The sequence below is a fragment of the Virgibacillus sediminis genome (assembly GCF_042643265.1).
In the GTDB taxonomy this organism is placed as follows: domain Bacteria; phylum Bacillota; class Bacilli; order Bacillales; family Amphibacillaceae; genus Virgibacillus_O; species Virgibacillus_O sediminis.
In genome coordinates this window covers 73,084-98,157 of record NZ_JBHRRZ010000002.1, presented here as the reverse complement: position 1 = coordinate 98,157, position 25,074 = coordinate 73,084, and the positions used below count along the sequence as shown (strand labels likewise).

Sequence of the window (25,074 nt, the reverse complement as noted above, 5' to 3'; positions counted from 1 at the left end):
AATGAAGCAGGGGTATTCTCCAGGAAGTGTGGATTCCCGACGAGCCGGGAGACGACCCTCAAAGAGCTCCCCAGAGTAAGGGGAGCTGCATGGCTAGTTGGCCCCAAGCAGCCCTTTCCCCTTATCATAGAATTCTTTCCTCTCTGGATCTGGTACCAATCCACCGCCGGTCGCCCATGTGATGTGGGTGATATTTTCTGGACGGATCTGCTGCTCCTCCAAATAGGAAGACGCAAGGACCTGCTGAGGCACCGAAAGTCCAGCTGCTGCAGAAGGTTCCAAACTAAAACCCGCCTTATCCTTGGTGATGGCAAGCAGACGGAAGAGTTCGTCATCTTCCACCGTACTAATCCCGCTCACTAGCTGACTGCTGATGTGTGTCGCAAACCGGGATGGCCTGCCGACTGCAAGGCCGTCTGCTTCTGTCCTATTATCGAGTCCGAAGTCCTGGACGCTTTTTCCTGCCCCTTCCCCAGTGCCGATACCAATCAGGACGGAAGGAGAATGGGTCGGTTCCACAAAAAAGCAATGAACATGATCACCGATGATATGTTTCAGCCCGAAAGTCACGCCTCCCGGGGCACCGCCAACACCACAAGGGAGATAAACAAAGACGGGGTGTTCTGCATCGTGGCGGATTCCCTGCTCTTCCAGCTGCTTCTTCAAACGGATGGCAGCCGTACTGTAGCCCAGGAATAGCTCCCGGGAGTCTTCATCATCCACGAAATAACCATGGGGATCCTGAAGCGTCTGTTTCCGGCCTTCCGCAACAGCCAGACTGAAATCGCCCGAAAACTCTTTTACTTCCGCTCCTTTTTCCCGTAGAAGATCCTTCTTCCACTGTCTGGCATCACGGGACATATAAACAGAGACACGGAAACCCAAAGTTGCTGCCAGGATACCGATGCTCAAGCCCAAGTTGCCGGTGGATCCGACACCTATTTTATACTGGCTGAAGAACTCTTTAAATTCAGGACGGGCGAATGCCGAATAATCATCATCCGTACTGATTTTACCTTCTTTCAGTGCAAGATTCTCCGCGTAATGGAGCACTTCGAAAAAGCCTCCCCTCGCCTTGACCGAGCCTGCAACAGGCAGGGAATGATCCCCTTTCACATACAATTGGCCTGGGAGAGGCGTGTCATATAAATCGGTAAGTGCATCCTGGATGCCGGGTATCGCAGTCAGCGGCGATTCGATGATGCCACCTGCCGGCTCAGTTTCTGGGAAGGCCTTTTTGATAAATGAGGCAAACCTCTCCCACAGGCGTTCGGCTTCATAAATGTCGTCCTTGGTGACAGAAGCCTCAAGTTTACTGACCCCTTCCAGCTGCTGATTCAGCCAGAGGACCGGTTCCTTTCTTTGAATCTTTGCTAATTCCGGAAATCTTTGCTCATATTTCTCCATTACTTCTCTGGATATCATGTCGGACTCCTCCTACTCTTCTGAGATTCATAACGAAAGCAACTCTAAGTCCTGTTCGTTAAAAGTGGAAATACGACTTCTGCATATAATATGTGAATAATAGAGCTTCATATGATACCAGCCGCATTTTTCCGGTTCTGGTTGATTAGTTCCAATTGTAACATGGTCCCAGCGGGAGTGTCGCATGTCAGGGCAAACCAGGAGAAGGTGCAGGTTCATCAGGAAATCCGGTAGAATCGAGTCGTGTTGGCATATAGCTGCCTATAGACGGACGAGACCGCCCGCCCTTTCAGCGCAGCAATTCTATCTACAGATTGGTGAATCATCTTTGGATGGGTCACTTGATGCAGAAACGGCCCCTCGAACGGCCAGGGACCGTCCGTTTCCACCATCATTTGATCCAATGGATAATCCCGTGCCAGCTTTTGAATCTTTGGTTTATATAAAACATCAGGTGTAACGGAAATATAATAACCATTCTGCTTCATTCGCTCGACGGTTTTGTCATCTCCCTTGAACCAGTGGAAATGGGCATCCTGGATGGAATGCTTCTCCAACAGGCCGCAGACAAGTGGAGCGTCTTCATAAACAGCATGCAGAGCCAATGGGGCATCCAGCTCACTGGCGAGCTGGATGAACGCTTCCAACAGTTCAATATATGGTTCGAGGGGCAGTGACGGGTCATCCTTAATCAGATAATAAGGAAGACCCACCTCCCCCACCGCGGACATCTCTTCACTGTTCTGTCTGATAAACTGAAGCAAGTCGGCCAGCTCTTCTTCTGGTGGCAATGGCTGTTCGGGATGATAGCCAAATGCCGTCAGAACCTGTGGATACTCTTTAGATAAAGCTAGATTCACACGAGAGGAGGCAAGGCCACTGGAGACCGATATCAACCGATCGATTCCATCATCTTCAGCTTCCTGAAGAATAGCGGCACGGTCTTCCTCCCGGTATGCATCCAGATGAATATGGGCATCGATGATTTTCTTTCGCATGTGGTCCCTCAGCTTTTTACAGACTCAACAGCAATTGGCCAGTTCTCCATTCTATAGGCCATTTCCCAGAAGGAGTATTCATATTGGCTGCTGATCATAAAATGTTCTTTCATCCTGGCACGGTCCTGCTTGGTTACCTCTTCGGCAATCGCATCCAACCGATCGATTTGCTCCATCACTGATTCTTTGAACCAATCGCTCCCGTAAGCATCCATCCACTTCTGATAGACAGGTTCTTCCGGTTTGGAGCCCTTTAAGCGTTCACCAATTTCATAGTAGAGCCAGTAGCACGGCAGAATCGCTGCAATGATATCGCCGAGATGGCCGTTATAGCTTGCCCTGTGCAGATGTGATGTATATGCATAGGCAGTGGGCGCCGGAATGAAATTCTCCTGTTCCTGATCCGTTATCTTAAGCATCTTATAAAAAGTTTCATGCAGACCCATCTCCGCTTCATAGGACCCCTGTGCATGGGATGCCATCCTGCTTGTCGTATAAAAGTCCTGCGCTTTCGCTGCCCCGATTGACTGTGCTTTGGCAAAATGGGACAAATAATAGGCATCCTGCATGACATAATAGCGGAAGCACTCAAGTGGAAGTGTTCCTTCTCCTAATTCTTTGATGAACGGGTGGCTGAAGCTCGCTTCCCAAATAGGGTTTGCCTCTTTTCTTAATTCCTCTGAAAATCTCATCATAAACCTCCTTCAATTTTCCATTGCATAGAAAAACCTCCCTCCCTGAAGACAGGAAGTGGAGGCTGAATATACTGGTTTATGAATAGACGTATCCCATGCCCCACTTCCCTACGCTGGTATAAGCCAGATCAGGTTCAAAGGGTCTTAAAGTACACTTTAATCTCAACCTTGTAACAAGGTTCCCCCAGTGGAAGTTTCACTTATTCGAATGGTATTACCTTCAATATATCATTGAATTGGTAATTGTCAAATACTTGCGGGCAACAGTGGCTAGGAGTTGAGGGTTAGCTGTGGGCAGCCCAGTTAGCAGATAAACCGGACCAACTAAATGAGTGGGTATAAACCACTCCGGAAATACACTTCGGTTTCCGAAGCGGCTATTCCCACTAAACTAGATTTCTAGCTCATTCAGCTTTTTCTTTTGATTAAACACTTTTGTCCTAGCACACAATCATTTTATTCACCGTTTTTCATCAATCGCATTGAATTCAACACAACCGCCAGTGTGGCCCCCACATCGGCGAGAATCGCAATCCACAATGTCAGCCAGCCAGGAACCACCAGCAGAAGTGCAACCACCTTAATACCAAGCGCAAAAATGATATTCTGCTTGATGATCGTTAATGCCTGTCTGCTGAGGGAAACGGTATATGGCAATTTCTCCAGATCATCCGCCATCAAGGCAATGTCCGCCGTCTCAAGTGCCGTATCCGTACCGGCTCCCCCCATGGCAATACCAACTGTCGCAGCAGCCAGCGCAGGAGCGTCGTTCACTCCATCTCCTACCATTGCCGTGTTGCCATATGATTGCCGTATTTCTTTGACAGCTGACAGCTTATCCTGCGGCAGCAATTCTGCCTTCGTATCGGTCATGCCAAGCTGCTCTCCTATCGCGTTGCCGGCAGCTTGATTATCTCCGGTCAGCATTACTGTCTTCCTGATACCTAACGCATGGAGCTTCTCGATGATCGTGCGGCTGGTATGTCTCACCTTATCGGCCACCGCAATGATGCCTGTTATTTCCTCCCTCGTTCCAATAAGCATCACGGTCTTCCCCTCGGCCTGCAAGCTGCCGATTTGTTCTGCATGGGCTTCCACTGGCGCATGAATCTCTTCAAATAAGGAAGGACTGCCAATAAAATAATCGATTCCTTCTATGGTTGCCGAAGCACCTTTTCCGGTGATGGACTGGAAAGCCTCTGCCGTATAATCCACCACGTTTTCCTCCTCCGCCCTGCGGATAATGGAGGAAGCAAGCGGGTGGCGCGAATAAGTTTCCAGTGCTTTTGCCATACCCAAGATCTCCTGTGGTGATTTTTCCCCTAATGGCAAGATATCGGTCACTTCCGGTTTCCCTTCCGTCAATGTCCCTGTTTTATCAAAAGCGATGGCCTGGATGCGACCGGTTTCCTCTAAGTGGATACCACCTTTAATCAGTACTCCATTTCTGGCAGCATTGCCGATCGCGGTTACAATCGCGACAGGGGTGGAGATGACGAGTGCACAAGGGCAGCCGACAACCAGCACTGCCAGGCCGCTGTATACCCATTCAGACCAAGACCCGCCTAAGAAAAGCGGCGGCACTACAGCAACAAGGGCAGCCAAGACAATGATGGCGGGTGTATAGTATTTAGCGAATCGATCTACAAACTGTTGCGACGGAGCTCTTTCTGCCTGTGCCTCTTCCACCAGGTGGATGATTTTGGCAATGGTTGTGTCTTCACTCCGTTTTGTAACCCGGACTTCCAGTGATCCCTCTTCATTGAGCGTACCCGCAAACACCTCGTCCCCGGGGTTCTTGTATACCGGAATCGATTCTCCGGTAATGGCTGCTTGGTTAATGGAAGTGGCACCCTTCACCACTTCCCCGTCCATGGCGAGCTTATCTCCAGGCTTGATCAGCATGATATCGCCGATCTGAACATCCTCGACATCTACTTCCATCAGTTGGCCGTCTCTTCTGAGAGTTGCCCTGTTTGGAGCGATATCCATCAGGGACCGGATCGACTGCCGGGCCTTATCCATGGAGTAATCCTCCAATGCCTCACTCAAAGCAAACAGAAAGACGACAATGGCCGCTTCCGCCCATTCGCCAATGATCGCGGCACCTATGATGGCGATCGTCATCAGTGTCCGCATATCGAACTCCAGTCGGGATAGGTTTTTCAGTCCTGTTCTGAACAAGTCCAGCCCGCCGACCAGTATGGCTGTAATGAATAATCCTATTCCCAGTGGATGCTCATCCCCAGCCTGAACGACAGCAAGGATTCCTCCAATGGTAAACAGCAGGGAGATCAGCGGCAGCAGATTCTCCCTTTTCTTCCAAAAAGGATCCTTCGGCTGTTGGCGCTCCCTTTCCGGATATACCTTGATTCCATCGAAAGCACCAGCCTCTTCCAGTTGCCGGACACTTGCCTCTCCTTCCACCGTCACTTTGGAAGCGCCGAAATTGAGCTGGACATCTTCCACTGTCTGGATGTCCCGAATATTCTTTTCAAATTTTGCCGCACAGTTCGTACAGGACAATCCTTCCAATCGGTACGTCTGTTTAGCTGTTTCCATGTGGACCGCCTTCCTTCGCATGTGTCATCGATATCTCTACAAGCTGACGGACATGGTGGTCATCAAGGGAATAGAACACCATTTTCCCTACCTTCCGCGACTTGGCAATGCCTCTCTCCCGAAGCGAACGCAGATGATGGGAAGCAGTTGCTGTAGAACAGTCCAGGATATTGGCTATATCACATACACATAGTTCGTCTTCCAATGTGAGGGCATAAGTGATTTTCAGCCTGGTTGGATCCCCAAGCGCTTTAAAGATCTGTTCCACACCATTCACTTCCGCTATCCGCGGTTTGACTTGCTTAACCTTCTCCTCATCCGAAAGAAACGTGTCGCAAGAGGAAGCTTCCGGTTTATTTACAAGTTTCCGATTCATTCTTATCACCTTATTCAAATGTTCATTTGATTATAATCTATGACAGTTATCGGAAAATGTCAAACATTTTCCGCATTTTCTTAAGAGGATAGGTTGGTTTTGAGATCGATTTCTTTATGGATGCACGGCTGCCATATACAGAAGCGGCGAGATGGGAGAAGTTTGAGGATGATTTAGTAAAAGTATCAACAAGTTATGAAAATGCTGCACTTGGTTGGTTTGTACCTTTTTATGTGGAAGAAAACCCCATAGAAGATCTGAAACAAAACGCAGAAAAGTATGGCGGCGAAATATATACCATTTCTGAAGGCGTAGGTATTGTGGAGATTTCCAAGGAATTAATGGAAGGTGAAAATATGCAAGAACATGGCTTTGAATTGAGCCCCTCTACTGAAGGTGCCATGATTTCCGTTGTACAAGATAAAATTGACAATGAAGAGCCTGTGGCATTCACTGCTTGGAGACCACATTCCATCTTCGCGCGTAACGATTTGAAGTTTTTAGAAGGCCAAGAAGAGTATTTCAATCCAGATAATGTATATGTATTGTCCTATAAAGACATTGAAGAAGAATACCGGGAAGCATATGAGATTCTATCCAATTGGAGCATTTCCATCGATGAGCTGAACAGATGATAAATGAAAATGAAGAAAACGGTACATCCTTTGAAGAATTAGCTGCCGAATGGATAGCAAACAATCGTGATCAAGGAGATCAAATGATTGGAGAATAACCCCAAGTTATAGTCAGAAAAGATAAAGCAGGTCAGCTTCATGTTGACCTGCTTATTTTTCCAAACTTCCTTTTATCTATTGCCTATTCTAATTATAAATCTTTTGATAAACGAACCATATCTCTTTTAACTGTATACCGTTCTCAACAATCTCATTGAAGGGATCAGCCAATAACAATAATTTCATTGGTACTCTATCGTCTTTATTAAGTTTCCTGATATTCATATTAACCTCTTTCGTAAACCTCTGATTTCGATGTTTATATTCCTTCAATATTGCAATGCTGACAGTCCACCATCTTGATCACGCACCCTGTCCCCTTGATTAAGCTGATTGATTTGTTCTATTATTGCAGGCAGCTCACTCATCGATTTGATGGTAAAATGTGCACCATTTTGTAAAAAGGTTTGTCTTGTTTTAGTGATTGCTTTCTCTTGATCTTCTTCAGACAGCGCATTGAATTCATCTGCGCTTAACCCCATTTCTGAGCTGCCAATAATAACGCCTACTGACCAAACCCCTGCATTGTTCGCTTCTTCTATATCAGGGATTGTATCGCCTACTTTTATGACATTCTTGGCTGCTGTTAATTTTAATGCCTCCATGTTTCGATAAATCATATACGGATACGGCCTTCCGAGAGAATTGGTTCCATCAGGTGTTATATAAAAATCTGGACTATAGCCTTTTTCCTTTGCTTCCGGAACCACAACATCCATCATCTTTTGGGTATACCCTGATGTCGAACCAATTTTCAGCCCTTGTTCTCTTAAGCTGTTTACCGTTTCAACTACCTCTGGCTTAGGATCTGTATATGTTGATAACGAAGCCATCAGAGCAGATTTAAATTTACCATATAAATGCTCTACATCTTGCTCACTGGACAATCTTTCATACTTCTCTTCCCATAATCCAGAAATCCTAGGCATATTCAGTATCGCCCGAATATGATCAATCTTGAGCAGTCCCATGGGGGCTCTCGCCTCTTCCATTGTCACTTTTATACCCGCCTCTTTAAAAACATTAATAAATGCATTAACCGGTGCAAAACATCCAAAATCAACCGTTGTTCCTGCCCAGTCAAAAATCACGCCTTCTACTTTGTTCATTTTGTCATCACCCCTACGTATTTTTCAATGATATTACATAATTCTTCCATATCTTCCTGATAAATTTCACCGATATTCCCGATACGAAATGTATCCTCGTCTGTTAGTTTTCCTGGATAGAGGACGTAGCCTCTTCCCTTCACAAACGTATAAAATTCTTCAAAATCAAATTGTTCATTTGGAAAAAGAAATGCGGTAATGAAAGGTGATTGTTTTTCCTCGGATAAATAGGGCTGAAAACCTAACTTTTTCAGTCTCTCTCTTAATATCTGATTGTTATTTTGGTAGCGTGTAAATCTGGCTGAGATCCCGCCTTCTTCGACTAATTCATCAAGAGCTTTAGAAAACGCAGCTACTACATGTGTCGGAGAAGTAAAGCGCCATTTTCCATCCCTGTCCATTTCCTTCCATTGTTCAAATAAATCCAAAGACAAACTGCGCGAATTCCCTTCGCATTCTAAAAGTTTCTCTGTTTCAGCAATCACAAAACCAAATCCCGGTACCCCTTGAATGCATTTATTTGCACTACTTATTAAATAATCAATTCCCAAGTCGGGTACATTGATTTCCATACCACCAAAGCTGCTCATGGCATCAATGATTAATGTTTTTCCAAATTCCTTCGATAGTTTTGAAATCATATCAAGAGGATTTAAAATTCCTGTAGTTGTTTCACAATGAACCATCATAATATGCGTGATATCCAGGTCTTGCCTTAATATGTTCCTGATGGTATCTTCATTTGGATATTCATTGTATGCTACACGATACTCACTGAATTCCAGTCCAATGTATTCAGCCGTTTTTACAATTCTATCCCCATATGCACCATTCGTTATAATTAATACTTTATCCTGATCCGAAATGGCAGAAGTCATAACGGATTCCACCGCAAATGAGCCACTTCCCTGCATCAATACAACCGTATAGTCTTCCTTAGAAGCACCCGCTAACTCCAGAAGGTCAGCCCTGATTTTTTGAGTAATTATTTTATAGTCAGTGTCCCAAGTACAACGGTCAATAAGCATTTCCTCTTTAACCGTACTTGTTGTAGTCAGAGGCCCGGGTGTTAAAAGTTTGTAATGGTTCATCATTCTGCTTCATCCTTATTACAAGTATTTTTTATATGTGATACTGTAAAAAGACAAGTTCCTCATTTTTTACAATATCTACCAATAAAAAGTAAATATTTTAATATTTATTTTCCAGTCACACTTACATTAATCAGAAGTGGCTGGGAAGTAACGATTTTTCAAACGGGTTGAAAAAATTTCTAAGGCAAATGCAATAATGAGAATCGTGTAAGTCACAAATCCAACCTCGCGCAGATCGAAATAGAAGTTAGATGCCATAAAAAGATCAAACCCTATCCCACCTGCTCCAGCTGCCGCGCCCATTGCTACGGCTACGCCGAAATTGATTTCAAATCGCAAGAAAATCCAAGACAATAAATAGGTGAAAGTAGACGGTAAGACCCCACTTTTCACGACATGCCACCACTTGGCACCTGTTGCTTGCAACGCCTCAAATATTCCTTTATCCACTTCTTCAAATGTTTCAGAAAATGCTTTCACTAAGTAAGCGATAGAATGAAACAACATACCAATAATCGCTGCTTCACTTCCTAATCCAGCAGCTATCGCAAAGATTAACACCCATAAAACAGTGGGCACAGCTCGAATAATCGCGACAAATATACGAACAATTTTCGATAGCCATTCAGGAGCTAAATTAGTTGCAGCCATCAAAGAAAGGAAAAAAGCAATAATCGCCCCTATAAGCGTAGATAAAAAGGCTAAGCCAAGTGTGACCCCTACTTGGTAGGTTAATTCTCCCCAAGTTAAATGATTTAATCTAGGCTCAAGAAACATCACTTTTAAGTTATAAGCTGTTTCCTTAATAGCCGTCCATAAATCCAGCCCAGCATAGTTGAAAAAGATAAAGGCTACGATTGTCAGGAGCGTTAAAAGGATCAATGTCCATCTTATAACCTGATCAACTTTGTTGCCCGATTTTATATTAATGCGGCCGTCTTTCTTTCTTTTAATATAAGTTGCCTCCATTATAGAATCACCTTCCGTATATAGTTTGAAATAAGGTCTATAATAATGACGGCAATGACAATACATAATGTCACAAGTGCTACAGCATTATAATTCAAGGTCTTATAATACATATCAAATATGTAACCAATTCCAGTACCAGTTAGGATACCTACCAATGTGACACTTCTAATGTTCGTTTCAATCATAAATAATATCCAGCTGAGCATCTGTGGTAAACATTGTGGAATGACCGCTTTATTCACAATGTGGAAATAGGTTGCACCCGTTGCTGTTAATGCCTCAACAGAACTTTGGCTCGCTTCATCAATGGATTCGATAAACGCTCTTGTCAAGAACCCTACCGTTCCAACGAATAGAGCTAAAAATCCTGTCACTGAATTTTGTCCAAAAGAAAGGAGCAGAATCAGCGACCATGCTACAACTGGAATATTTCTTGATACGGATGCGATAAAACGAGCAAACACACTTAAGAAGCTATTTATTTTCGTTGTTTTCGATCCAAATAATCCCAATATGAGGGAAAGAACTGCTGCTATTGTTGTCGCAGCAATGGACATAAAGATGGTTTCATTTAGTTTTTCCAGTATCAATGGTAACTTTGCAAGAGATTCCTGCGTAATCAACAAGTTGGAAATCATCCAGCCTAATGCTTTGGGTATTGTCAACATTCCATCTATGAAATTAAACTGTGTGATAGCTGATGACATATAGATAAGAACGATCATAATGAAAAGAAAGATTACTGTCTGTCGTCTGCTTTTCCGCATCATTTTTTCATTCACTGTTATTGCTCCTTACGCCATAATTAAATCTTTCGTTTCTGTACCATAAATGTTGTTTATTTGGTCTGCAGAAAGTTCACTTCTCGTTCCACTAAATACAATTTCACCATTATTCAAACCTATGATACGATCGGAATAAGTTTGCGCTACTTCCACTTGGTGTAAATTTACTAAACAAGTAATTCCCATTTCCGCACTTATCGATTTTAAATGATCCATAATAATCTTAGAAGAACTCGGATCAAGGGAAGCAATTGGTTCATCACATAGAACCAGTTTCGGCTCTTGGATAAGTGCTCTGCAAATACCTACCCGTTGCTGCTGGCCACCACTTAATTGATCACAGCGCTTATAAGCATGTTCATGGATTCCTAGTTTCTCTAGCAAATAAAAGGCACGATCTTTTTCCTCTTCTGTATATCTGCCAAGAAGTCCCTGCAGAGTTGTTTTATAACCAAATCTGCCATGCAGTACATTCTCAATCACCGTCAACCGGGGTACGAGATTATAATGCTGGAACACCATTCCAATATTCGTGCGCAATTGCCTTAATTCTTTTTTATTTAAACTTCCAACATCATGTTGATTAAACGTAATTTTTCCTTCATTAAATTCCACCATTCTGTTTATGCAACGCAACAGGGTGGATTTACCAGCACCTGATGGACCAATGACAGAAACAAATTCTCCTGCTTTTATATCAAAGTTAATATTCTTTAAAATTCGTTTGTCTGCTGTATATGATTTATCAAGTCCTTCTACCTGTAACAAAGACATTCGAAATGACTCCTTTTTCGTTTATTTAACAAAGAAATGTGTACATAACAAAGATGCTCATGTGGACACTTTTCCTTCCTATTGTTCAAAGTGTATTAATTGGACATTTCACGGACTGGATCATACCATTCATCTTCTACAGCTATTAGTCTTTCATTACCTTCTTTAGTGAATAAAGCTGTCTGTTCTGAATCTTCAGGAGCGAAGATTTTTTCATTGTTGGCAAATTCATCCGATGTTAATACTTCTTGAACTTTATCAAAGTCCTCTTGACCGAGTGATTCCATGTTCACTGCAAATGGTTCATTCAGTACTGGTGTCGATTCCATTAATATGAATTCTTTTCCTGCAACGGTATTAAACGGTTCTACTGCATCATCTTTAACGCGATAAACAGCTCCGGCTGTATTTTCTTCCCCTTCAACAAGCTCCACATAGTCATCCACACATGTGTCACAAAATGCGGCCACATCTGCATTTCCCGATAATAAATTCACTGCAGAACCTTGGTGAGAGTTGCCAAATAATACTTGTGAGAATAATGGTCCGCTTTGCATTAGATCTTCTTGTGTTAAATCGGCATATTCTTCATGTTGGGAGAAATGTTCTATGATCGTAGAAGATGGAATTTTAAACCCTGATGTAGAGCTGTTTGATACGAATGAAAATTTTGTACTTGCAATCGTATCAAGTGAAAAATCTCCGTTTTCTTTAAACTTGTCCTGTTCGTCGACATTGACAGCCAACCAGCTATAGTATTTAGCATCTTCTAACCTCCCAGATTCTCCAGATTTTACTGCTATGGTTTGAACAGCGTCATTTCTTTTATTTGCTTCGATATAAGCTTGTGCTCCCGTGAATGCAAGATCAGCATTGTTGTTGGCTAACGTTTCAATCGCAATGGCATAATCAGTTGTTAATTGATGCTCTACTTCTTTACCTGTCGCCTCTGAAATCATCCTTCCGATTTCATCCCGGGATGCTTTCATATCTTCACCAGACTCGTTTGGATACCAAACCATTTTAATCACATCATCGGCTTTTGCATTATTGTCATCATTTCCTCCAGCACATGCAGCTAACAAAGCGGTAATAATTAAAAGCACTGTAATTAATAACTTTTTATTCATTTTTTCCTCTCCTTTTGATTAATAAATAGACATTAAAATTTCCTTGACGTCCTTTTTCGTTAAAGTAACTGGGTTGTTATCCATTCGACCTTTGGTAAACGCATTTTCAGCTATCTTTTCTATTGTTTCTTCATTCGCATCGTAATCTCTAAGCCTGCTTGCGAAACCTGACCGTTGATGAAAGTACTCGATCTGCTTCTGAAGTTCTTCGCAGTTGGTTACACCAAATGCTTTGGTTAATCGTTCCTTTTCAATAATCGATGCAGCATTTATTTCCATAACTTTGGCTAACGTCATGCTTGCTGCTATACCATGAACAACTCCTAATTCCAATGTGAGAGGATACGAGATGGAATGGCATGCAGTTGTCCTTGTATTGCTGAATGCCATTCCTGCATACAAGCTTCCCAAAGCTATTTCATTTCTATATGTAACTTCATTAGGATGATCTAATACTTTTTCAAAATGGTTGATAATGCGTCTGATTGCTTCTAGCGAATAAATTCTTGATATTTCATTAGAATGCTTGGACCAATAAGACTCGGCAGCATGACATAATGCATCTAAAGCTGTTGAAGCCGTTAAACTCTCAGGTAATGAAGTCATAAGGGTCGGATCAATGATTGCTGTATGTGCATATAACTTTTTACAGTCAACGGACAATTTAACTCCGTTAGAGCGATCCCAGATGGTTGCCCAGCAAGTAACCTCCGAACCTGTACCTGAAGTTGTAGGTATGCCAATCCAAGGTACGATGTCCTGATTTTCTATATAAAGCTTCTGCTCAATGACCGAACGTAAAGCCGAAACAGAATCTATTTGCATATTTTTTAATGCTGATAATGATTTCGAAAGATCAAGAACACTGCCACCACCTATTCCTACAATGCATTGGTAATCGTAGCTTTTAAGTTGCTTATAATAATCAAATAAGTCTTCAATATCCGGATTGGAAATATCCACCTCTAATTGTTTAACTTCAAACCTTTCCATACATCGATTCAAGGTGTGAGCAGCTTGTGATTCAGAAAAATCACCTCCTCGAGTTAAAAGTAAAACCTTACTCAGTTGAGAGTTCAGGTTGTTTAAGACATTTTCCAGTTGCTCTAAAGAATCTGTCTTAATCTTTACTGGATTATAGTAGTTTCCCATTTTTCATTTCCTTTCTTTATACGATCCACATCAGACTAGGGGAATATCATTCGTGTAATGGTATTGTGTTTGTAAAGGCTATTCAAAACAATTGCACTGGAGATAATCACGATGATCTGTTATACCTTCTTATTTTTTAAACAACAGCTTCAATCTTTCTTCAAGCGCTGCCCCCCCTTTTCATATCTATATTGCATGTTTCTTTTTGCGTTGCAATGCAAGATTAATCCGTTTTCTGCTGTTTTTCAATAGATTTTACAGTTTCATAACCAGAAATTTACACTATTTTCATTAATTTTATATACTTCTCCTATTAAAAGATGCTCTATTTTGCTTTATTTTGCTATCTTGTAATATATGGTATGATGATTATTATATCTTAAGGAATGGGAGAGAATTACATGATGTTACAGGAGCAAAGACATCAAATGATTGAATCCTTTTTAAAACAGCAGAAAGCTGTAAAGGCTTCAGAGCTTGCTACTTTACTGGATATCTCCATTGATACTGCACGGAGGGATTTAGAGGTTCTTGAGAAAAAAGGGATAGTAAAACGGGTGCACGGCGGGGCAGTTTTAGTTCAGAAAAGTGATAACGTACTAAACAGACTTTTTTATGAAAGACAAGTCAAAAACCTGAAAAAAAAACAAGAAGCTGCCTTAATAGCAATTGAATTAATTGAAGAAGGGCAGGCAATTGCTCTAAACGGCGGGACAACCACGATTGAAATTGCGAAAGTAATTGTTGACAAGTTTGAGAGATTAACTATTATTACCAACGATCTTCGTATTTTATCTATTCTTGGAACGAATAAAAATTTCAATGTAATACTCACCGGCGGCTTTTTTAATCCAGATGAATACACTTTATATGGAAAACAATGTGAAGAAATCCTTTCTAATTTTAATATTGATATTGCTTTTCTTACGGTAAACGGATTATCACTTGAACATGGTTTAACAGATTTTAGAATGCATGAGGTAGGCGTTATTCAAACAATTATCTCACGTACAAGACATAAAGTAGTAGTTGCAGATTCATCGAAATTTGAGACATCTTCTTACATCAATGTATATCCACTACAGGATATTGATCTAATTGTTACTGATAGCTCACTTCCATCTAATATCGTGGACGAATATAGTAAACATGGTATTCGGATTCTTTCTCCCAACTAATAAATATTGATTTGGAAATTTCCGCTAGCTGCGAATGAATGAAAAGCTGAAGAGGTCCCTTCCTAACATGATAGTGTTTAATTAGATTATCTATGTCTCAACATTCCGGCCCTACTGTTGAACACCATTTAAACACTTCAACTAAACTTCCCGTCCGCCGAAGATTAGCTGTCAATTAGACGATCTCCTTATTTTGTTGAAGCGACAGTTGTGTATAAGAAGCGACTGACTTATTGAACAATTGCACTAATAAAGGAGATTTTTCAGGAAACTTAACCGTTTAGTCAATTAGAAAGTATATAGCTTTTTAAAGTGTTAGCCACTTGGATGGGATTGGTGAGTGGCAAAAAATGATATCCGCTTGGAATTGGAATGACAGATAAATTTGTATGAAGCCGCTGAAATGCTTCTACTTTTTCTCTACTAAATTCATCCATACTGTGTTCAGCTGATAGCAACAAAAGGGCTTATCTATTTTTTGCTTGAACCAAAAGTTTTTTATTGTTACTTCTTGATAAAGTCATGCCTTTTCGTTAATAGGATGTATGTATAAATCTTCTTTTAATACAAATGAGGTATAATCTCGCACATCATTAATTGATTGTCCTCTTTTTTTCTCTATCTTTCCTTTATCTCCATCAAGATCCATGTTCATTTATAATTTCGGACAATCATGGTAGCTCGTTCCGCTTTCCTTCACTATTTGGCCATTCAGGTTCTTCTTTTATATCTCGTTTTGAACAAGAAAAAGGCGATCAGCGAACCCATTCCAGGTTCTTGCTGATCGCTCTTTTCCTATTATTTTACCGTCCAGAAATATCCTGTCTCGGCATAATAATCCTGGCCACTTTCATCCCTAACCAGAATATCTATCGAATACGTCCCATTCGGAATCCCAGTTTTGCTCAACTGAAATGGATTGGCTTCCATCCCCGGTATCGGCACATGAATATTTCCATGGGATCCTGCAAGATAGACCAAGGACTCCCCATTTTTTACCGGGTCAAGTACTACATACACCTCATTGGAATCCGAGTCGGTTTTAATACTGCCACTCAAGGCCAACAGGTTTCCTTCATCCTGAATCTCTTTCCACTCAACAGCGGATGGGCTTAACTCCGTTGCTGATTCTGGTGAAAAATCAATATCTGCCTGTTCCGTCTCATGGAATTCACCAAGTCGTTTGGCATGATGTTTGCCAAGTTCATATTCATCTTCTTCTACATACAATACATTCCGCTCGGTTCGGTAGGTGTAGCCAAGGTCTGCCTCAAACACGACTTCGTCACCCAATACCTCGACAATGGTCCCTTCCACATAATTCTCAGGCAATATTTGGGAGAAGAGATTCCCAATAACTTGTCCGTCATCGTTTGTAATATGCCCGCCGAACGTCATGAGATAGCTGCTGCCGCCAAGATGATCTGCGTCCGAAATAAACGGTGTGAAATCTTCACTTCCACGTTCCTCTCCATAACTCCAGACCTGCTCAACGGTCATATTCTCTTTATCGACCTTATATTCAACGGCGCGGGAGTAATTATCGTTCACATCTTCCGTCCGGCCATTCCCATTATCATAAAGAAGGATATTTCCGTTCTCCAGTTGGGAAACGGCATGCTGCCCATATTGCCATTGGAAATCTTCCCCTACAGGTGTCAGCAGTTTATCCTGAAGCTCTTCCGGCCATTCTCCCCTCTCCGGGTCACTTAAAATCCAGATGACTTCCCCTGTCTTTTTATCAAATTTTACAACAGCATCTTGATGGCGGGAAGAAAAGAGAATGGAATGATCTTCCTCATTATAGAAAATGGCATTTACATGCAAGTAATCCTTCTTATTGAAAGCGATCGCCCGCTGCTTGATTTCTTCCTCTGAGGCATCAGGCATCAGTTCACTAAATCCTTCGATCGTCTCTTGAATATACTGCTCATTTGCAATCCCATCTTCCATATGAACAATTTCCCCAAGATCATACTCATTCACAATCTGACCGGAGTTCCGATGAATCTCCACGGCATAATCCTCCACGGTGTCGGAATGCTCTCTTTCAGCAAGGGCAAGGATGTTGCCACTTGGAAGCTCCACTGCATCATGATGCTGTCCGTTCACCGTATAAATGTTGTGCACTTTGCCCAGCAGATCCATTTCAAACAAGCCGGTCTTATAATAAACAGGCTGCTGAAGCTGATTGGTCTGCACGAGGAACTTCCCGTTTTCCAGCCTCGTCATCGAGCTCTGTTCCTCAATTGCAGCTTCCTGGTAATCATCGGAATTTATGTACCAGCGCACATCCCCATTCACATCAAAGGCAAACATATTGCTCGTGAATGTGAGCCCGTCCTTCATTTTTTCCGGGTCCGCCGTTTTCACTTCAATGTCCTGAATGGATGCAGGCAAAGGATCGGTTGAAATCGTCAATTCGTTTGATTGCTTGTTCCCATCTTTATCGGTAACGGTAATGGTCACTACATTATCCGTTCCAGCATACAGCCCGTATACAGGCACCTGATGTCTCTTTGTAAATTCATCGAAAGTATGCTTGATTCCGGTATGTTCGTCCTTCCCTTCTACCTCAACAGTCACTTTTGACTGCTCATCCGTTTCAAATAGGATAAGTGCGGTCAGGGGTGACCATCCAAATGGGTCTTCCGCAATAAACGGATCGGTTAGCGTATAGTCGCCTTTCTTGTATTCATCCATTATGCTCTGTTCCAGCTCTGATTGGATATCCAGCACATCCCTGTCCGGGACATTATCGACGGCCTGCTGGCTGCCCGCCACGTCCGGCTTCCCTTGCGCTTCCACCGGCAATCCCTGTACTGCCCCTGTCCACATCAATGCCAGAGTAGCTAATCCTAATATTGTTTTTCTCAATTTCACTGTTCATCCTCCCTTGATTCCAATAGCCCACAAATGTAAACTACTAGTATATTATTTAACTTTACGTTCACCATATTAACTAGTTGTTAATTTAAAAATCAAATATTTTAACAGGTTGATAGTCAAAATGGTTCAAAAGTAATGATGGAATTCATTAATCTCCTACTTTGGTATAGAATGTGGTATCTTGATTTATATATACTCGTATAGTAATGTGGTTGAAACACTTCACTGCAATGAATCTATGTAATAGGAGTCTTCTCCGAAAAACGCAATGATAAGGAATGAGTTTAATGACAGGGCCATTTTCCAGAAAGCAAATCCAGCAACAGCGGGAAGCGTATATTCTTGAAGTCACGGAAGCCATTATAAAAGAAAAGGGCTATTATGATATGTCCATGGACGAAATAGCCTCCCGTGTCGGCATTACGAAAGTAACACTGTATAGACATTTCAAATCAAAGGAGGATCTTATCTTTCACCTGCTTTTCGGTGACCTGCCGAGCTTCCTGCAGAATCTTGAGAAAGAGATTTCAACAGATCTTCCATTAATCGAACAAATCGAATCTTTTATTTATAGGAGTCTCTTGAACTTTTTACGAAAGAATTCATCCCTATCTTTATCGTTCCTGTCTTCTTTGGGAGAACTCCCGATATTCCTGAAAAGTAAACAAAAGGAACTTCAACAAGTGGAAGATACCATCGCCGACTATTTCATTCCCTTGCTGAAGGAGGGCCAATCGGAAGGTATTATTGATTCGGCGGTTCCACCCTCCGTCCTTTTAGGCACTTTTTCCGGAATCGTTTCCTCCGTGAGTTTCCAACAGATCAAAGACAATGACCTAAGTGAACAGGAACTGGCCGAAATCGGTACACGGCTGTATATGAAGGCGATCAGGAGCTGACTTCGGCCTAAACGGAAGCAAATGGACATGAAAAAGCGCCAATCCCCCGGCAGATTGGCGCTTTTTCATGTCCATCTTTTAAACTATTCTTTTATTGCCTTATTCTTTCTACTAGAGTGGCCGGGCCTTTTGGTCAAACTTCCAGATAAGACGGCAAAACCGTGCTTCCCATCAAATGTTCATCAACCTTATGTGCCAGCTCACGCCCTTCATTAATCGCCCATACGATCAGGCTCTGGCCGCGTCGAGCGTCACCTGCTGCGAATACATTTGCTTCGCTTGTTTCGAACTTGCCGTATTTGGCATCAGCCTTTTGGTTGAATGTTTCTACACCAAAGCTGTCCAGCACTTCCTGCTCAGGGCCTTCGAAACCGATGGCAATGAATACCAGCTGGGCAGGCCATACTTTTTCCGTACCAGGGATTTCCCTGTAAGCCATTTGCCCGTTTTCGTCCTGGACTTTCTCCATCTCCACGGTATGCAATTCCTTCAAATTGCCTTGCTCATCTTTGACAAACCGTTTCGTCTGGATGGAATATTGCCTCGGATCCTCTCCGAATTTCGCCGTTGCTTCCTTATGGGCATACTCGATGCTGAACACATTCGGATATTGCGGCCACATATTGGCTTCCGTACGCACCAGCGGAAGTTTCGGGTGTTTGCCGAATTGGACAATGCTTTTGCAGTTCTGCCTTAGAGCAGTGGCAATGCAGTCAGCCCCTGTGTCACCGCCACCGATGACAATGACATCCTTCCCTTCTGCATCGATCGACTGCTCACCATCCACTTCCGACCCGAGCAGCTTTTTGGTGGATCCCTTCAAATAATCCATCGCAAAATGGACACCATCCGCTTCTCTTCCTTCGATCACAAGATCCCGCTGCTTTTGCGCCCCGGTACAGAGAAGCACTGCATCATAGGTATGCTTCAGCTCCTCTGCCGAAATATCCTTGCCTACCTCGGTGTTCAGGATAAAATCAATCCCCTCCTGCTCGAGCAGGCGGATCCGGCGTTCCACTACATCCTTTTCCAGCTTCATATTCGGAATGCCATAGGTCAACAAACCACCGGCACGGTCATCCCGTTCATATACAGTTACTGTATGCCCGGCCTGATTCAGCTGGTCGGCAGCCGCAAGTCCGGCGGGGCCGGAACCGATGATGGCTACCGTTTTGCCCGTCCGCTCCTTTGGAACCCTTGGGGTAATCCAGCCGTTTTCAAACCCTTTATCAATGATGGTGCGTTCAATGCTCTTGATGGTGACCGCCGGATCATTGATCGCTACGGTACAAGAGCCTTCACAAGGGGCCGGGCAGACCCTCCCGGTGAATTCCGGGAAGTTATTGGTCTTCATCAGCCGGTTCAATGCCTCTTTCCACTGGCCCTTATAAACCAGGTCATTCCATTCCGGAATCAGATTATAGATCGGACAGCCGGAAGTGGCTCCATGGATCTCTTCCCCCATCTGGCAGAAAGGAGTACCACAATCCATGCACCTTGCCCCTTGTCTGCTTAACACTTCATCAGAGAAAGGAGCATCATATTCCTGCCAGTCCTGTATCCGTTGGGCGGGGTCGCGTTCCTCTTTGTTTTCCCGCTTGTAGTCGATAAATCCTGTAAGTTTCCCCATTTTTTTACGCTCTCCTTTCCTTTCATAAAGCCACTAATTTCTCATCTTTCTTCGGGGCATCGGCTGCCTTCTTCTGTTTCTTTTCCTGGAAGGCATGCATAGCTGCTTCCTCCTCTTTCAAGCCTTGTTTCTTATACACTTCGATTCTGGCAAGCATTGCTTTATAATCTTTCGGAATTACTTTCACGAACTTCTGCTGGACCTCTTCCCAGTTATCCAGCACCAATGATGCCTTCTGGCTGTCTGTATAGGCATGATGGCGGCTGATCATCTCTTTCACTTCTTCTATTTCTTCAGCAGCCTCCAGCTGTTCAAATTCAATCATTTCCGTGTTGCAAAGCGTCTGGAACTCCGCAGAATCATCTGCCAGCACATAGGCGGTGCCGCCGGACATGCCTGCTGCGAAGTTCTTGCCGACATTTCCAAGAACCACTACACGGCCGCCGGTCATATATTCACAGCCATGGTCCCCGATTCCTTCTACAACCAGATCGGCTCCGCTGTTTCTGACGGCAAAACGTTCCCCGGCATATCCATTGATATAGGCCTCACCATCTGTTGCTCCGTAAAAGGCGACATTGCCGATAATGACATTATCCGATTCATACGGCCTCGCCTGTTCCGGTGAATTGACGACAATCTTACCACCGGATAACCCTTTGCCGACATAGTCATTGGCATCACCGGTAAGGAGCATGGACATCCCTTTAGGTACATAGGCGCCGAAACTCTGTCCGGCAGATCCGTGGAACCGTAGGGTGATCGTATCTTCTGGAAGCCCTTCAGCATGATAGCGCTTGGAAATCTCGCTTCCCACAATCGTTCCGGTCACCCGGTCTGTATTGGTGATTTCCAGTGCCAGATCGACACGCTCCTGATTTTCGATGGCCTCCTGTACAGCAGGAAGCAGCTCCCTCATATCCAGCGACTCCTCCAGCTTATGGTCCTGGCTGGTCTTGTGGGTCCTTGGGCCTTCCGCCTGGAACAGGATGGTGGAAAGATCCAGGGATCCTGCTTTCCAGTGATTTTTCGCCCGGTCGCTCACTTCCAGCACATCCGTGCGCCCGACCATTTCATCCATCGTCCGGAAGCCGAGCTCAGCCATGATTTCACGTACCTCTTCTGCAATATAGTACATGAAATTCACCACATGATCTGGATCCCCCATGAACTTCTTCCGGAGATCCGGATTTTGGGTAGCAACCCCCACCGGACATGTATCCACATGGCAAAGCCTCATCATCACACAGCCGAGAACGACGAGCGGAGCGGTGGCAAATCCATATTCCTCGGCTCCCAGCAGAGCAGCCATGACAACATCTTTACCGGTCATCAGCTTTCCATCCGTTTCCAGAACCACCCGGTCTCGCAAACCGTTCAACATAAGCGTCTGATGGGTTTCAGAGAGCCCCAGCTCCCATGGCAGCCCGGTATGCTTGATACTTGTTTTCGGAGAGGCACCTGTTCCCCCGTCATACCCGCTGACCGAGATGACATCGGCAGAACCTTTTGCCACCCCTGCAGCAATGGTACCGATTCCCGCCTTGGCAACCAGCTTGACGCTGATCCTGGCATCGCGGTTGGCATTTTTCAGATCATGGATCAGTTGTGCCAGGTCTTCGATGGAATAGATATCATGATGCGGCGGTGGAGAGATGAGCCCCACACCAGGAGTCGAACCTCGAACCTCTGCCACCCATGGATATACTTTGGTCCCTGGCAGCTGTCCGCCTTCCCCCGGTTTGGCGCCCTGGGCCATCTTGATCTGCAGCTCATCTGCATTGACCAGGTAATGGCTGTTCACACCAAACCGGCCGGAAGCAATCTGTTTAATGGAACTTCTGCGCAAATCCCCATTAGCATCCGGAATGAAACGCTTCGGATCTTCACCGCCCTCACCGCTGTTGCTTTTTCCACCGATACGGTTCATGGCTACAGCAAGTGCCTCATGTGCCTCCTGACTCAATGAGCCAAACGACATGGCACCAGTCTTAAAGCGCTTCACGATGGAATCGGCTGACTCCACTTCTTCCAGCGGCAGCGCTTGTTCTTTCTTCCTAAAGCTGAACAAGTTTCTTAAGAAACTGAGCCGCTCCTCATTCGCTGCTTTGGAATATTCCTTGAAGAGGTCGTAATCTCCTCTCCGGCAAGCCCACTGGAGCTTATGGATGGTTGTCGGATTAAAGGCATGATGCTCCCCTGTCTTCCTCCATTGGAAGTCACTTCCGGAATCCAATGTCCCGTCGACATCATCAGCATATGCCTGCTGATGCCGCTTTCTGGCTTCTTCCGCGATGGTCTCGAGTCCGATTCCGCCGATCTGGGAGGCTGTGCCGGTAAAATAACGGTCAATGACATCTTTGCTGATTCCCACGGCTTCAAAAATCTGTGCACCACGATAGCTCTGTACGGTGGAAATGCCCATTTTGGACATCACCTTTACCACGCCCTCGGTAATTCCGTGGATATAATTCTCCACTGCCTCCGGATAGCTTTCATGCAGCATCTGCTCGTTGATCGCCTGATGGATGGTCGCATAGGCAAGATACGGATGGACGGCATCTGCCCCATAGCCGATCAAAGCGGCGAAATGATGCACTTCCCTTGCCTCCCCGCTCTCTGCGATAATACTTACCTTCGTCCTGGTTCCCTTCCGGATAAGATGCTGATGCAGCGCACTTACCGCCAATAGGGAAGGTATCGCAGTGCTGCGGGCATCCATGTCCTTGTCGGAAAGGATTAGCAGGCTTACACCACGTTCAATCGCCTCCTCCGCCGTTTGGAACAGTTTTTCCAGCGCTTCTTCCAAATCACTTTGGAACAGAGCAGGTATTGTTTCGGAGCGGAAACCTTGATAGTAATCCTGCTTCAGCTGGTTGAGCTGCTGATTCGAAAGCACCGGTGTATCAAGCTTTAGCCGGCGGCAATTGGCCTCATCCGGATGCAGGATATTCCCTTCCGCCCCCAGCAGCGTCATGGTCGACGTTACAAGCTGTTCACGGTAGGCATCAATCGGAGGGTTCGTCACCTGGGCGAACAGCTGCTTGAAGTAAGAGAACAGGGATTGCGGGCGATCCGATAACACGGCCAATGGCACATCATTCCCCATGGCGCCGATCGGGTCCTTCTTCTCACTGACCATAGGCACCAGGTATTTCTGGACGTCTTCATACGTATAGCCGAATGCTTTCTGCCGTTTTAAAAGATCCTCAAAAGGCTGTTCCGCCTTGTCTTCCACTTCCTTTTCCACTTCGATCAGCTGATTGTCCAGCCATTCCTGATACGGTTTTTCTCCTGCCATTTCGTTTTTGATTTCCTCATCGGAAATGATGCGGCCCTCTTCCAAATCCAATAGCAGCATTTTCCCAGGGCTCAGTCTGTCTTTATAAAGGATATTTTCCTCTTCCACATCGACGACACCGACTTCAGAAGAGAAAATAAGATAATCATCTTTCGTCACATAATACCTGGCAGGACGAAGACCATTCCGGTCAAGGATGGCGCCAATTTGCCTTCCATCCGTGAAGGAAATGGCAGTAGGTCCGTCCCACGGCTCCATCAGCGTGCTGTGGTATTCATAGAAAGCTTTCTTTTCTTTGGACATATGCGGGTTCTTCACCCACGGTTCCGGAATCATCATCATGGCGGCATGGGCAGGTCTTCTGCCGGCCAGCACAAAGAATTCCAGTGCATTATCCAGAATGGAAGAGTCACTTCCATCGGGGTCGAGAATCGGGAAGACTTTATCCAGATCATCCCCGAATGCTTCCGAAACAAGCTGTTCTTCCCGGGCACGCATCCAGTTGACATTGCCGGTCAATGTGTTGATCTCCCCATTGTGCATGAGGTAGCGGTTGGGATGCGCCCTCTCCCAGCTCGGAAATGTGTTCGTACTGAAACGTGAATGCACCAGCGAGAAGGCTGATACAAAATCCTCATCCTGCAGATCGACATAGAATGCATCGACCTGTTCCGGTGTCAGCAGTCCCTTATAAACAATTGTTTGAGTGGAAAGGCTGGTGAAATAGAAACGCTCCTCCCTTTCCCTTGCTGCATTTTCCGCCTGCTTGCGGATAATATATAATTTCCGTTCAAATGCAATTTCTTCCTTTATAGAAGCATCGGCACCAATGAACACCTGGCGGACTGTCGGGCAGCTCTTGCGCCCTTCCTCACCGAGCACTTCCGGGTTTACCGGAACCGTTCTCCATCCAAGCACCGTCTGCCCTTCCTGTTCAATGAACGCATTGATCGTCTCTTCCATTTCCTCCCGGCCCTTATCATCCTGGGAGAAGAAGATCATCCCAACGCCATAACGGCCTTTTTCCGGCAATTCCATGTCATCCAGCACCTTCCGGAAATACTGATCCGGAAGCTGGACCATCAATCCGGCGCCATCCCCTGTCAAAGGATCGCTCCCCTGGCCACCGCGGTGATCCAGACGGCAAAGCATCTCGAGTCCCTTTTGGACAATTTCATGTGTTTGCTTCCCGTTCATCTCTGCATACAAGCCGATGCCACACGCATCGTGTTCAAATTCAGGGCGGTAAAGGCCTTGAGCTTCTGGTAGTTGATGGTACTTCATCATTAATACCCCCGTTCATAAAATTCTGCCTGATTCAATCTACTTTAAATTATAAGATTATTCATTCATCTTTACAATATGGATTTA

At 44.4% G+C, this 25,074-nt stretch carries 18 protein-coding genes and 1 riboswitch; of the genes, 3 read left to right on the top strand and 15 right to left on the bottom strand.

From position 1 onward, the window contains the following. Positions 1–93: 93 nt before the first annotated feature. The 5 genes from ACFODW_RS01485 to ACFODW_RS01465 all read right to left on the bottom strand — a co-directional run bounded on the left by ACFODW_RS01485 (position 94) and on the right by ACFODW_RS01465 (position 6,056). Positions 94–1,425 (bottom strand): D-serine ammonia-lyase, encoded by a 1,332-nt coding sequence (locus tag ACFODW_RS01485; protein WP_390301854.1) that lies wholly within the window; start codon positions 1,423–1,425, stop codon positions 94–96. Between the two features lie 218 nt (positions 1,426–1,643). After that, on the bottom strand, positions 1,644–2,423 hold the full coding sequence (locus ACFODW_RS01480) for a TatD family hydrolase (RefSeq protein WP_390301851.1): 780 nt from the start codon (positions 2,421–2,423) through the stop codon (positions 1,644–1,646). Positions 2,424–2,431: 8 nt separating this feature from the next. Further along, positions 2,432–3,115 carry a thiaminase II gene (tenA, locus tag ACFODW_RS01475; protein ID WP_390301848.1) on the bottom strand — a complete coding sequence of 228 codons (684 nt, stop codon included), beginning with the start codon at positions 3,113–3,115 and terminating at the stop codon, positions 2,432–2,434. Between the two features lie 91 nt (positions 3,116–3,206). Next, positions 3,207–3,314, bottom strand: a riboswitch (TPP riboswitch). 260 nt (positions 3,315–3,574) lie between these two features. Beyond that, positions 3,575–5,680, bottom strand: a complete 2,106-nt coding sequence (locus tag ACFODW_RS01470; RefSeq protein WP_390301845.1) for a heavy metal translocating P-type ATPase — start codon at positions 5,678–5,680, stop codon at positions 3,575–3,577. Continuing rightward, positions 5,667–6,056 (bottom strand): ArsR/SmtB family transcription factor, encoded by a 390-nt coding sequence (locus tag ACFODW_RS01465; protein ID WP_390301842.1) that lies wholly within the window; start codon positions 6,054–6,056, stop codon positions 5,667–5,669. The genes ACFODW_RS01470 and ACFODW_RS01465 overlap by 14 nt, the downstream gene beginning before the upstream one ends. A gap of 116 nt (positions 6,057–6,172) precedes the next feature. On the opposite strand from ACFODW_RS01465, the gene ACFODW_RS01460 reads away from it, so the two are divergent. Further along, a complete protein-coding gene (locus tag ACFODW_RS01460) occupies positions 6,173–6,691 on the top strand; it encodes a glycine betaine ABC transporter substrate-binding protein (RefSeq protein ID WP_390301839.1) in 519 nt (172 codons plus the stop codon). A 368-nt stretch (positions 6,692–7,059) separates the two neighbouring features. On the opposite strand, the gene phnX is transcribed toward ACFODW_RS01460, so the two are convergent. From phnX to ACFODW_RS01425, 7 genes are all read right to left on the bottom strand, one after another. Next, the gene (gene phnX / locus ACFODW_RS01455; RefSeq protein ID WP_390301836.1) at positions 7,060–7,899 is read right to left on the bottom strand and encodes a phosphonoacetaldehyde hydrolase; all 840 of its coding nucleotides are present in this window, start codon (positions 7,897–7,899) and stop codon (positions 7,060–7,062) included. After that, the gene (phnW, locus tag ACFODW_RS01450) at positions 7,896–8,990 is read right to left on the bottom strand and encodes a 2-aminoethylphosphonate--pyruvate transaminase (protein WP_390302090.1); all 1,095 of its coding nucleotides are present in this window, start codon (positions 8,988–8,990) and stop codon (positions 7,896–7,898) included. The genes phnX and phnW overlap by 4 nt, the downstream gene beginning before the upstream one ends. Before the next feature lie 129 nt (positions 8,991–9,119). Further along, positions 9,120–9,962 carry an ABC transporter permease subunit gene (locus ACFODW_RS01445; RefSeq protein WP_390301832.1) on the bottom strand — a complete coding sequence of 281 codons (843 nt, stop codon included), beginning with the start codon at positions 9,960–9,962 and terminating at the stop codon, positions 9,120–9,122. After that, positions 9,962–10,747 (bottom strand): PhnE/PtxC family ABC transporter permease, encoded by a 786-nt coding sequence (locus ACFODW_RS01440; protein WP_390301829.1) that lies wholly within the window; start codon positions 10,745–10,747, stop codon positions 9,962–9,964. Before ACFODW_RS01440 ends, ACFODW_RS01445 begins: the two co-directional genes overlap by 1 nt. 12 nt (positions 10,748–10,759) lie before the next feature. Next, positions 10,760–11,524 carry a phosphonate ABC transporter ATP-binding protein gene (gene phnC / locus ACFODW_RS01435; protein ID WP_390301826.1) on the bottom strand — a complete coding sequence of 255 codons (765 nt, stop codon included), beginning with the start codon at positions 11,522–11,524 and terminating at the stop codon, positions 10,760–10,762. A gap of 95 nt (positions 11,525–11,619) precedes the next feature. Beyond that, positions 11,620–12,654: a PhnD/SsuA/transferrin family substrate-binding protein gene (locus ACFODW_RS01430; protein WP_390301823.1), complete on the bottom strand. Its 1,035-nt coding sequence runs from the start codon at positions 12,652–12,654 to the stop codon at positions 11,620–11,622. An 18-nt stretch (positions 12,655–12,672) separates the two neighbouring features. Beyond that, entirely contained in the window at positions 12,673–13,806 is a 1,134-nt protein-coding gene (locus ACFODW_RS01425; protein WP_390301820.1) for a phosphonoacetaldehyde reductase, read from the bottom strand. Between the two features lie 401 nt (positions 13,807–14,207). On the opposite strand from ACFODW_RS01425, the gene ACFODW_RS01420 reads away from it, so the two are divergent. Beyond that, positions 14,208–14,984, top strand: a complete 777-nt coding sequence (locus ACFODW_RS01420; protein WP_390301817.1) for a DeoR/GlpR family DNA-binding transcription regulator — start codon at positions 14,208–14,210, stop codon at positions 14,982–14,984. Positions 14,985–15,782: 798 nt separating this feature from the next. Here the strand turns inward: ACFODW_RS01420 and ACFODW_RS01415 are convergent. Further along, entirely contained in the window at positions 15,783–17,867 is a 2,085-nt protein-coding gene (locus tag ACFODW_RS01415; RefSeq protein WP_390301814.1) for an aryl-sulfate sulfotransferase, read from the bottom strand. A gap of 293 nt (positions 17,868–18,160) precedes the next feature. On the opposite strand from ACFODW_RS01415, the gene ACFODW_RS01410 reads away from it, so the two are divergent. After that, positions 18,161–18,772, top strand: coding sequence for a TetR/AcrR family transcriptional regulator (locus tag ACFODW_RS01410; RefSeq protein WP_390301811.1), 612 nt, complete (start codon positions 18,161–18,163; stop codon positions 18,770–18,772). A gap of 133 nt (positions 18,773–18,905) precedes the next feature. On the opposite strand, the gene ACFODW_RS01405 is transcribed toward ACFODW_RS01410, so the two are convergent. Together ACFODW_RS01405 and gltB are read right to left on the bottom strand one after the other, a co-directional pair. After that, complete coding sequence (locus ACFODW_RS01405; RefSeq protein ID WP_390301808.1) at positions 18,906–20,402, bottom strand: glutamate synthase subunit beta; 1,497 nt, start codon at positions 20,400–20,402, stop codon at positions 18,906–18,908. Between the two features lie 22 nt (positions 20,403–20,424). Further along, positions 20,425–24,987 carry a glutamate synthase large subunit gene (gene gltB, locus ACFODW_RS01400; protein WP_390301805.1) on the bottom strand — a complete coding sequence of 1,521 codons (4,563 nt, stop codon included), beginning with the start codon at positions 24,985–24,987 and terminating at the stop codon, positions 20,425–20,427. Positions 24,988–25,074 lie beyond the last annotated feature (87 nt).

Coding starts and splice junctions, on each gene's coding strand:
- tenA (WP_390301848.1), bottom strand. CDS start 3,115: ATGAGATTTTCAGAGGAATTAAGAAAAGAGGCAAACCCTATTTGGGAA.
- ACFODW_RS01425 (WP_390301820.1), bottom strand. CDS start 13,806: ATGGGAAACTACTATAATCCAGTAAAGATTAAGACAGATTCTTTAGAG.
- phnW (WP_390302090.1), bottom strand. CDS start 8,990: ATGAACCATTACAAACTTTTAACACCCGGGCCTCTGACTACAACAAGT.
- ACFODW_RS01430 (WP_390301823.1), bottom strand. CDS start 12,654: ATGAATAAAAAGTTATTAATTACAGTGCTTTTAATTATTACCGCTTTG.
- ACFODW_RS01460 (WP_390301839.1), top strand. CDS start 6,173: ATGGATGCACGGCTGCCATATACAGAAGCGGCGAGATGGGAGAAGTTT.
- ACFODW_RS01410 (WP_390301811.1), top strand. CDS start 18,161: ATGACAGGGCCATTTTCCAGAAAGCAAATCCAGCAACAGCGGGAAGCG.
- phnC (WP_390301826.1), bottom strand. CDS start 11,524: ATGTCTTTGTTACAGGTAGAAGGACTTGATAAATCATATACAGCAGAC.
- ACFODW_RS01465 (WP_390301842.1), bottom strand. CDS start 6,056: ATGAATCGGAAACTTGTAAATAAACCGGAAGCTTCCTCTTGCGACACG.
- ACFODW_RS01480 (WP_390301851.1), bottom strand. CDS start 2,423: ATGCGAAAGAAAATCATCGATGCCCATATTCATCTGGATGCATACCGG.
- ACFODW_RS01420 (WP_390301817.1), top strand. CDS start 14,208: ATGATGTTACAGGAGCAAAGACATCAAATGATTGAATCCTTTTTAAAA.
- ACFODW_RS01445 (WP_390301832.1), bottom strand. CDS start 9,962: ATGGAGGCAACTTATATTAAAAGAAAGAAAGACGGCCGCATTAATATA.
- ACFODW_RS01485 (WP_390301854.1), bottom strand. CDS start 1,425: ATGATATCCAGAGAAGTAATGGAGAAATATGAGCAAAGATTTCCGGAA.
- ACFODW_RS01405 (WP_390301808.1), bottom strand. CDS start 20,402: ATGGGGAAACTTACAGGATTTATCGACTACAAGCGGGAAAACAAAGAG.
- ACFODW_RS01470 (WP_390301845.1), bottom strand. CDS start 5,680: ATGGAAACAGCTAAACAGACGTACCGATTGGAAGGATTGTCCTGTACG.
- phnX (WP_390301836.1), bottom strand. CDS start 7,899: ATGAACAAAGTAGAAGGCGTGATTTTTGACTGGGCAGGAACAACGGTT.
- gltB (WP_390301805.1), bottom strand. CDS start 24,987: ATGAAGTACCATCAACTACCAGAAGCTCAAGGCCTTTACCGCCCTGAA.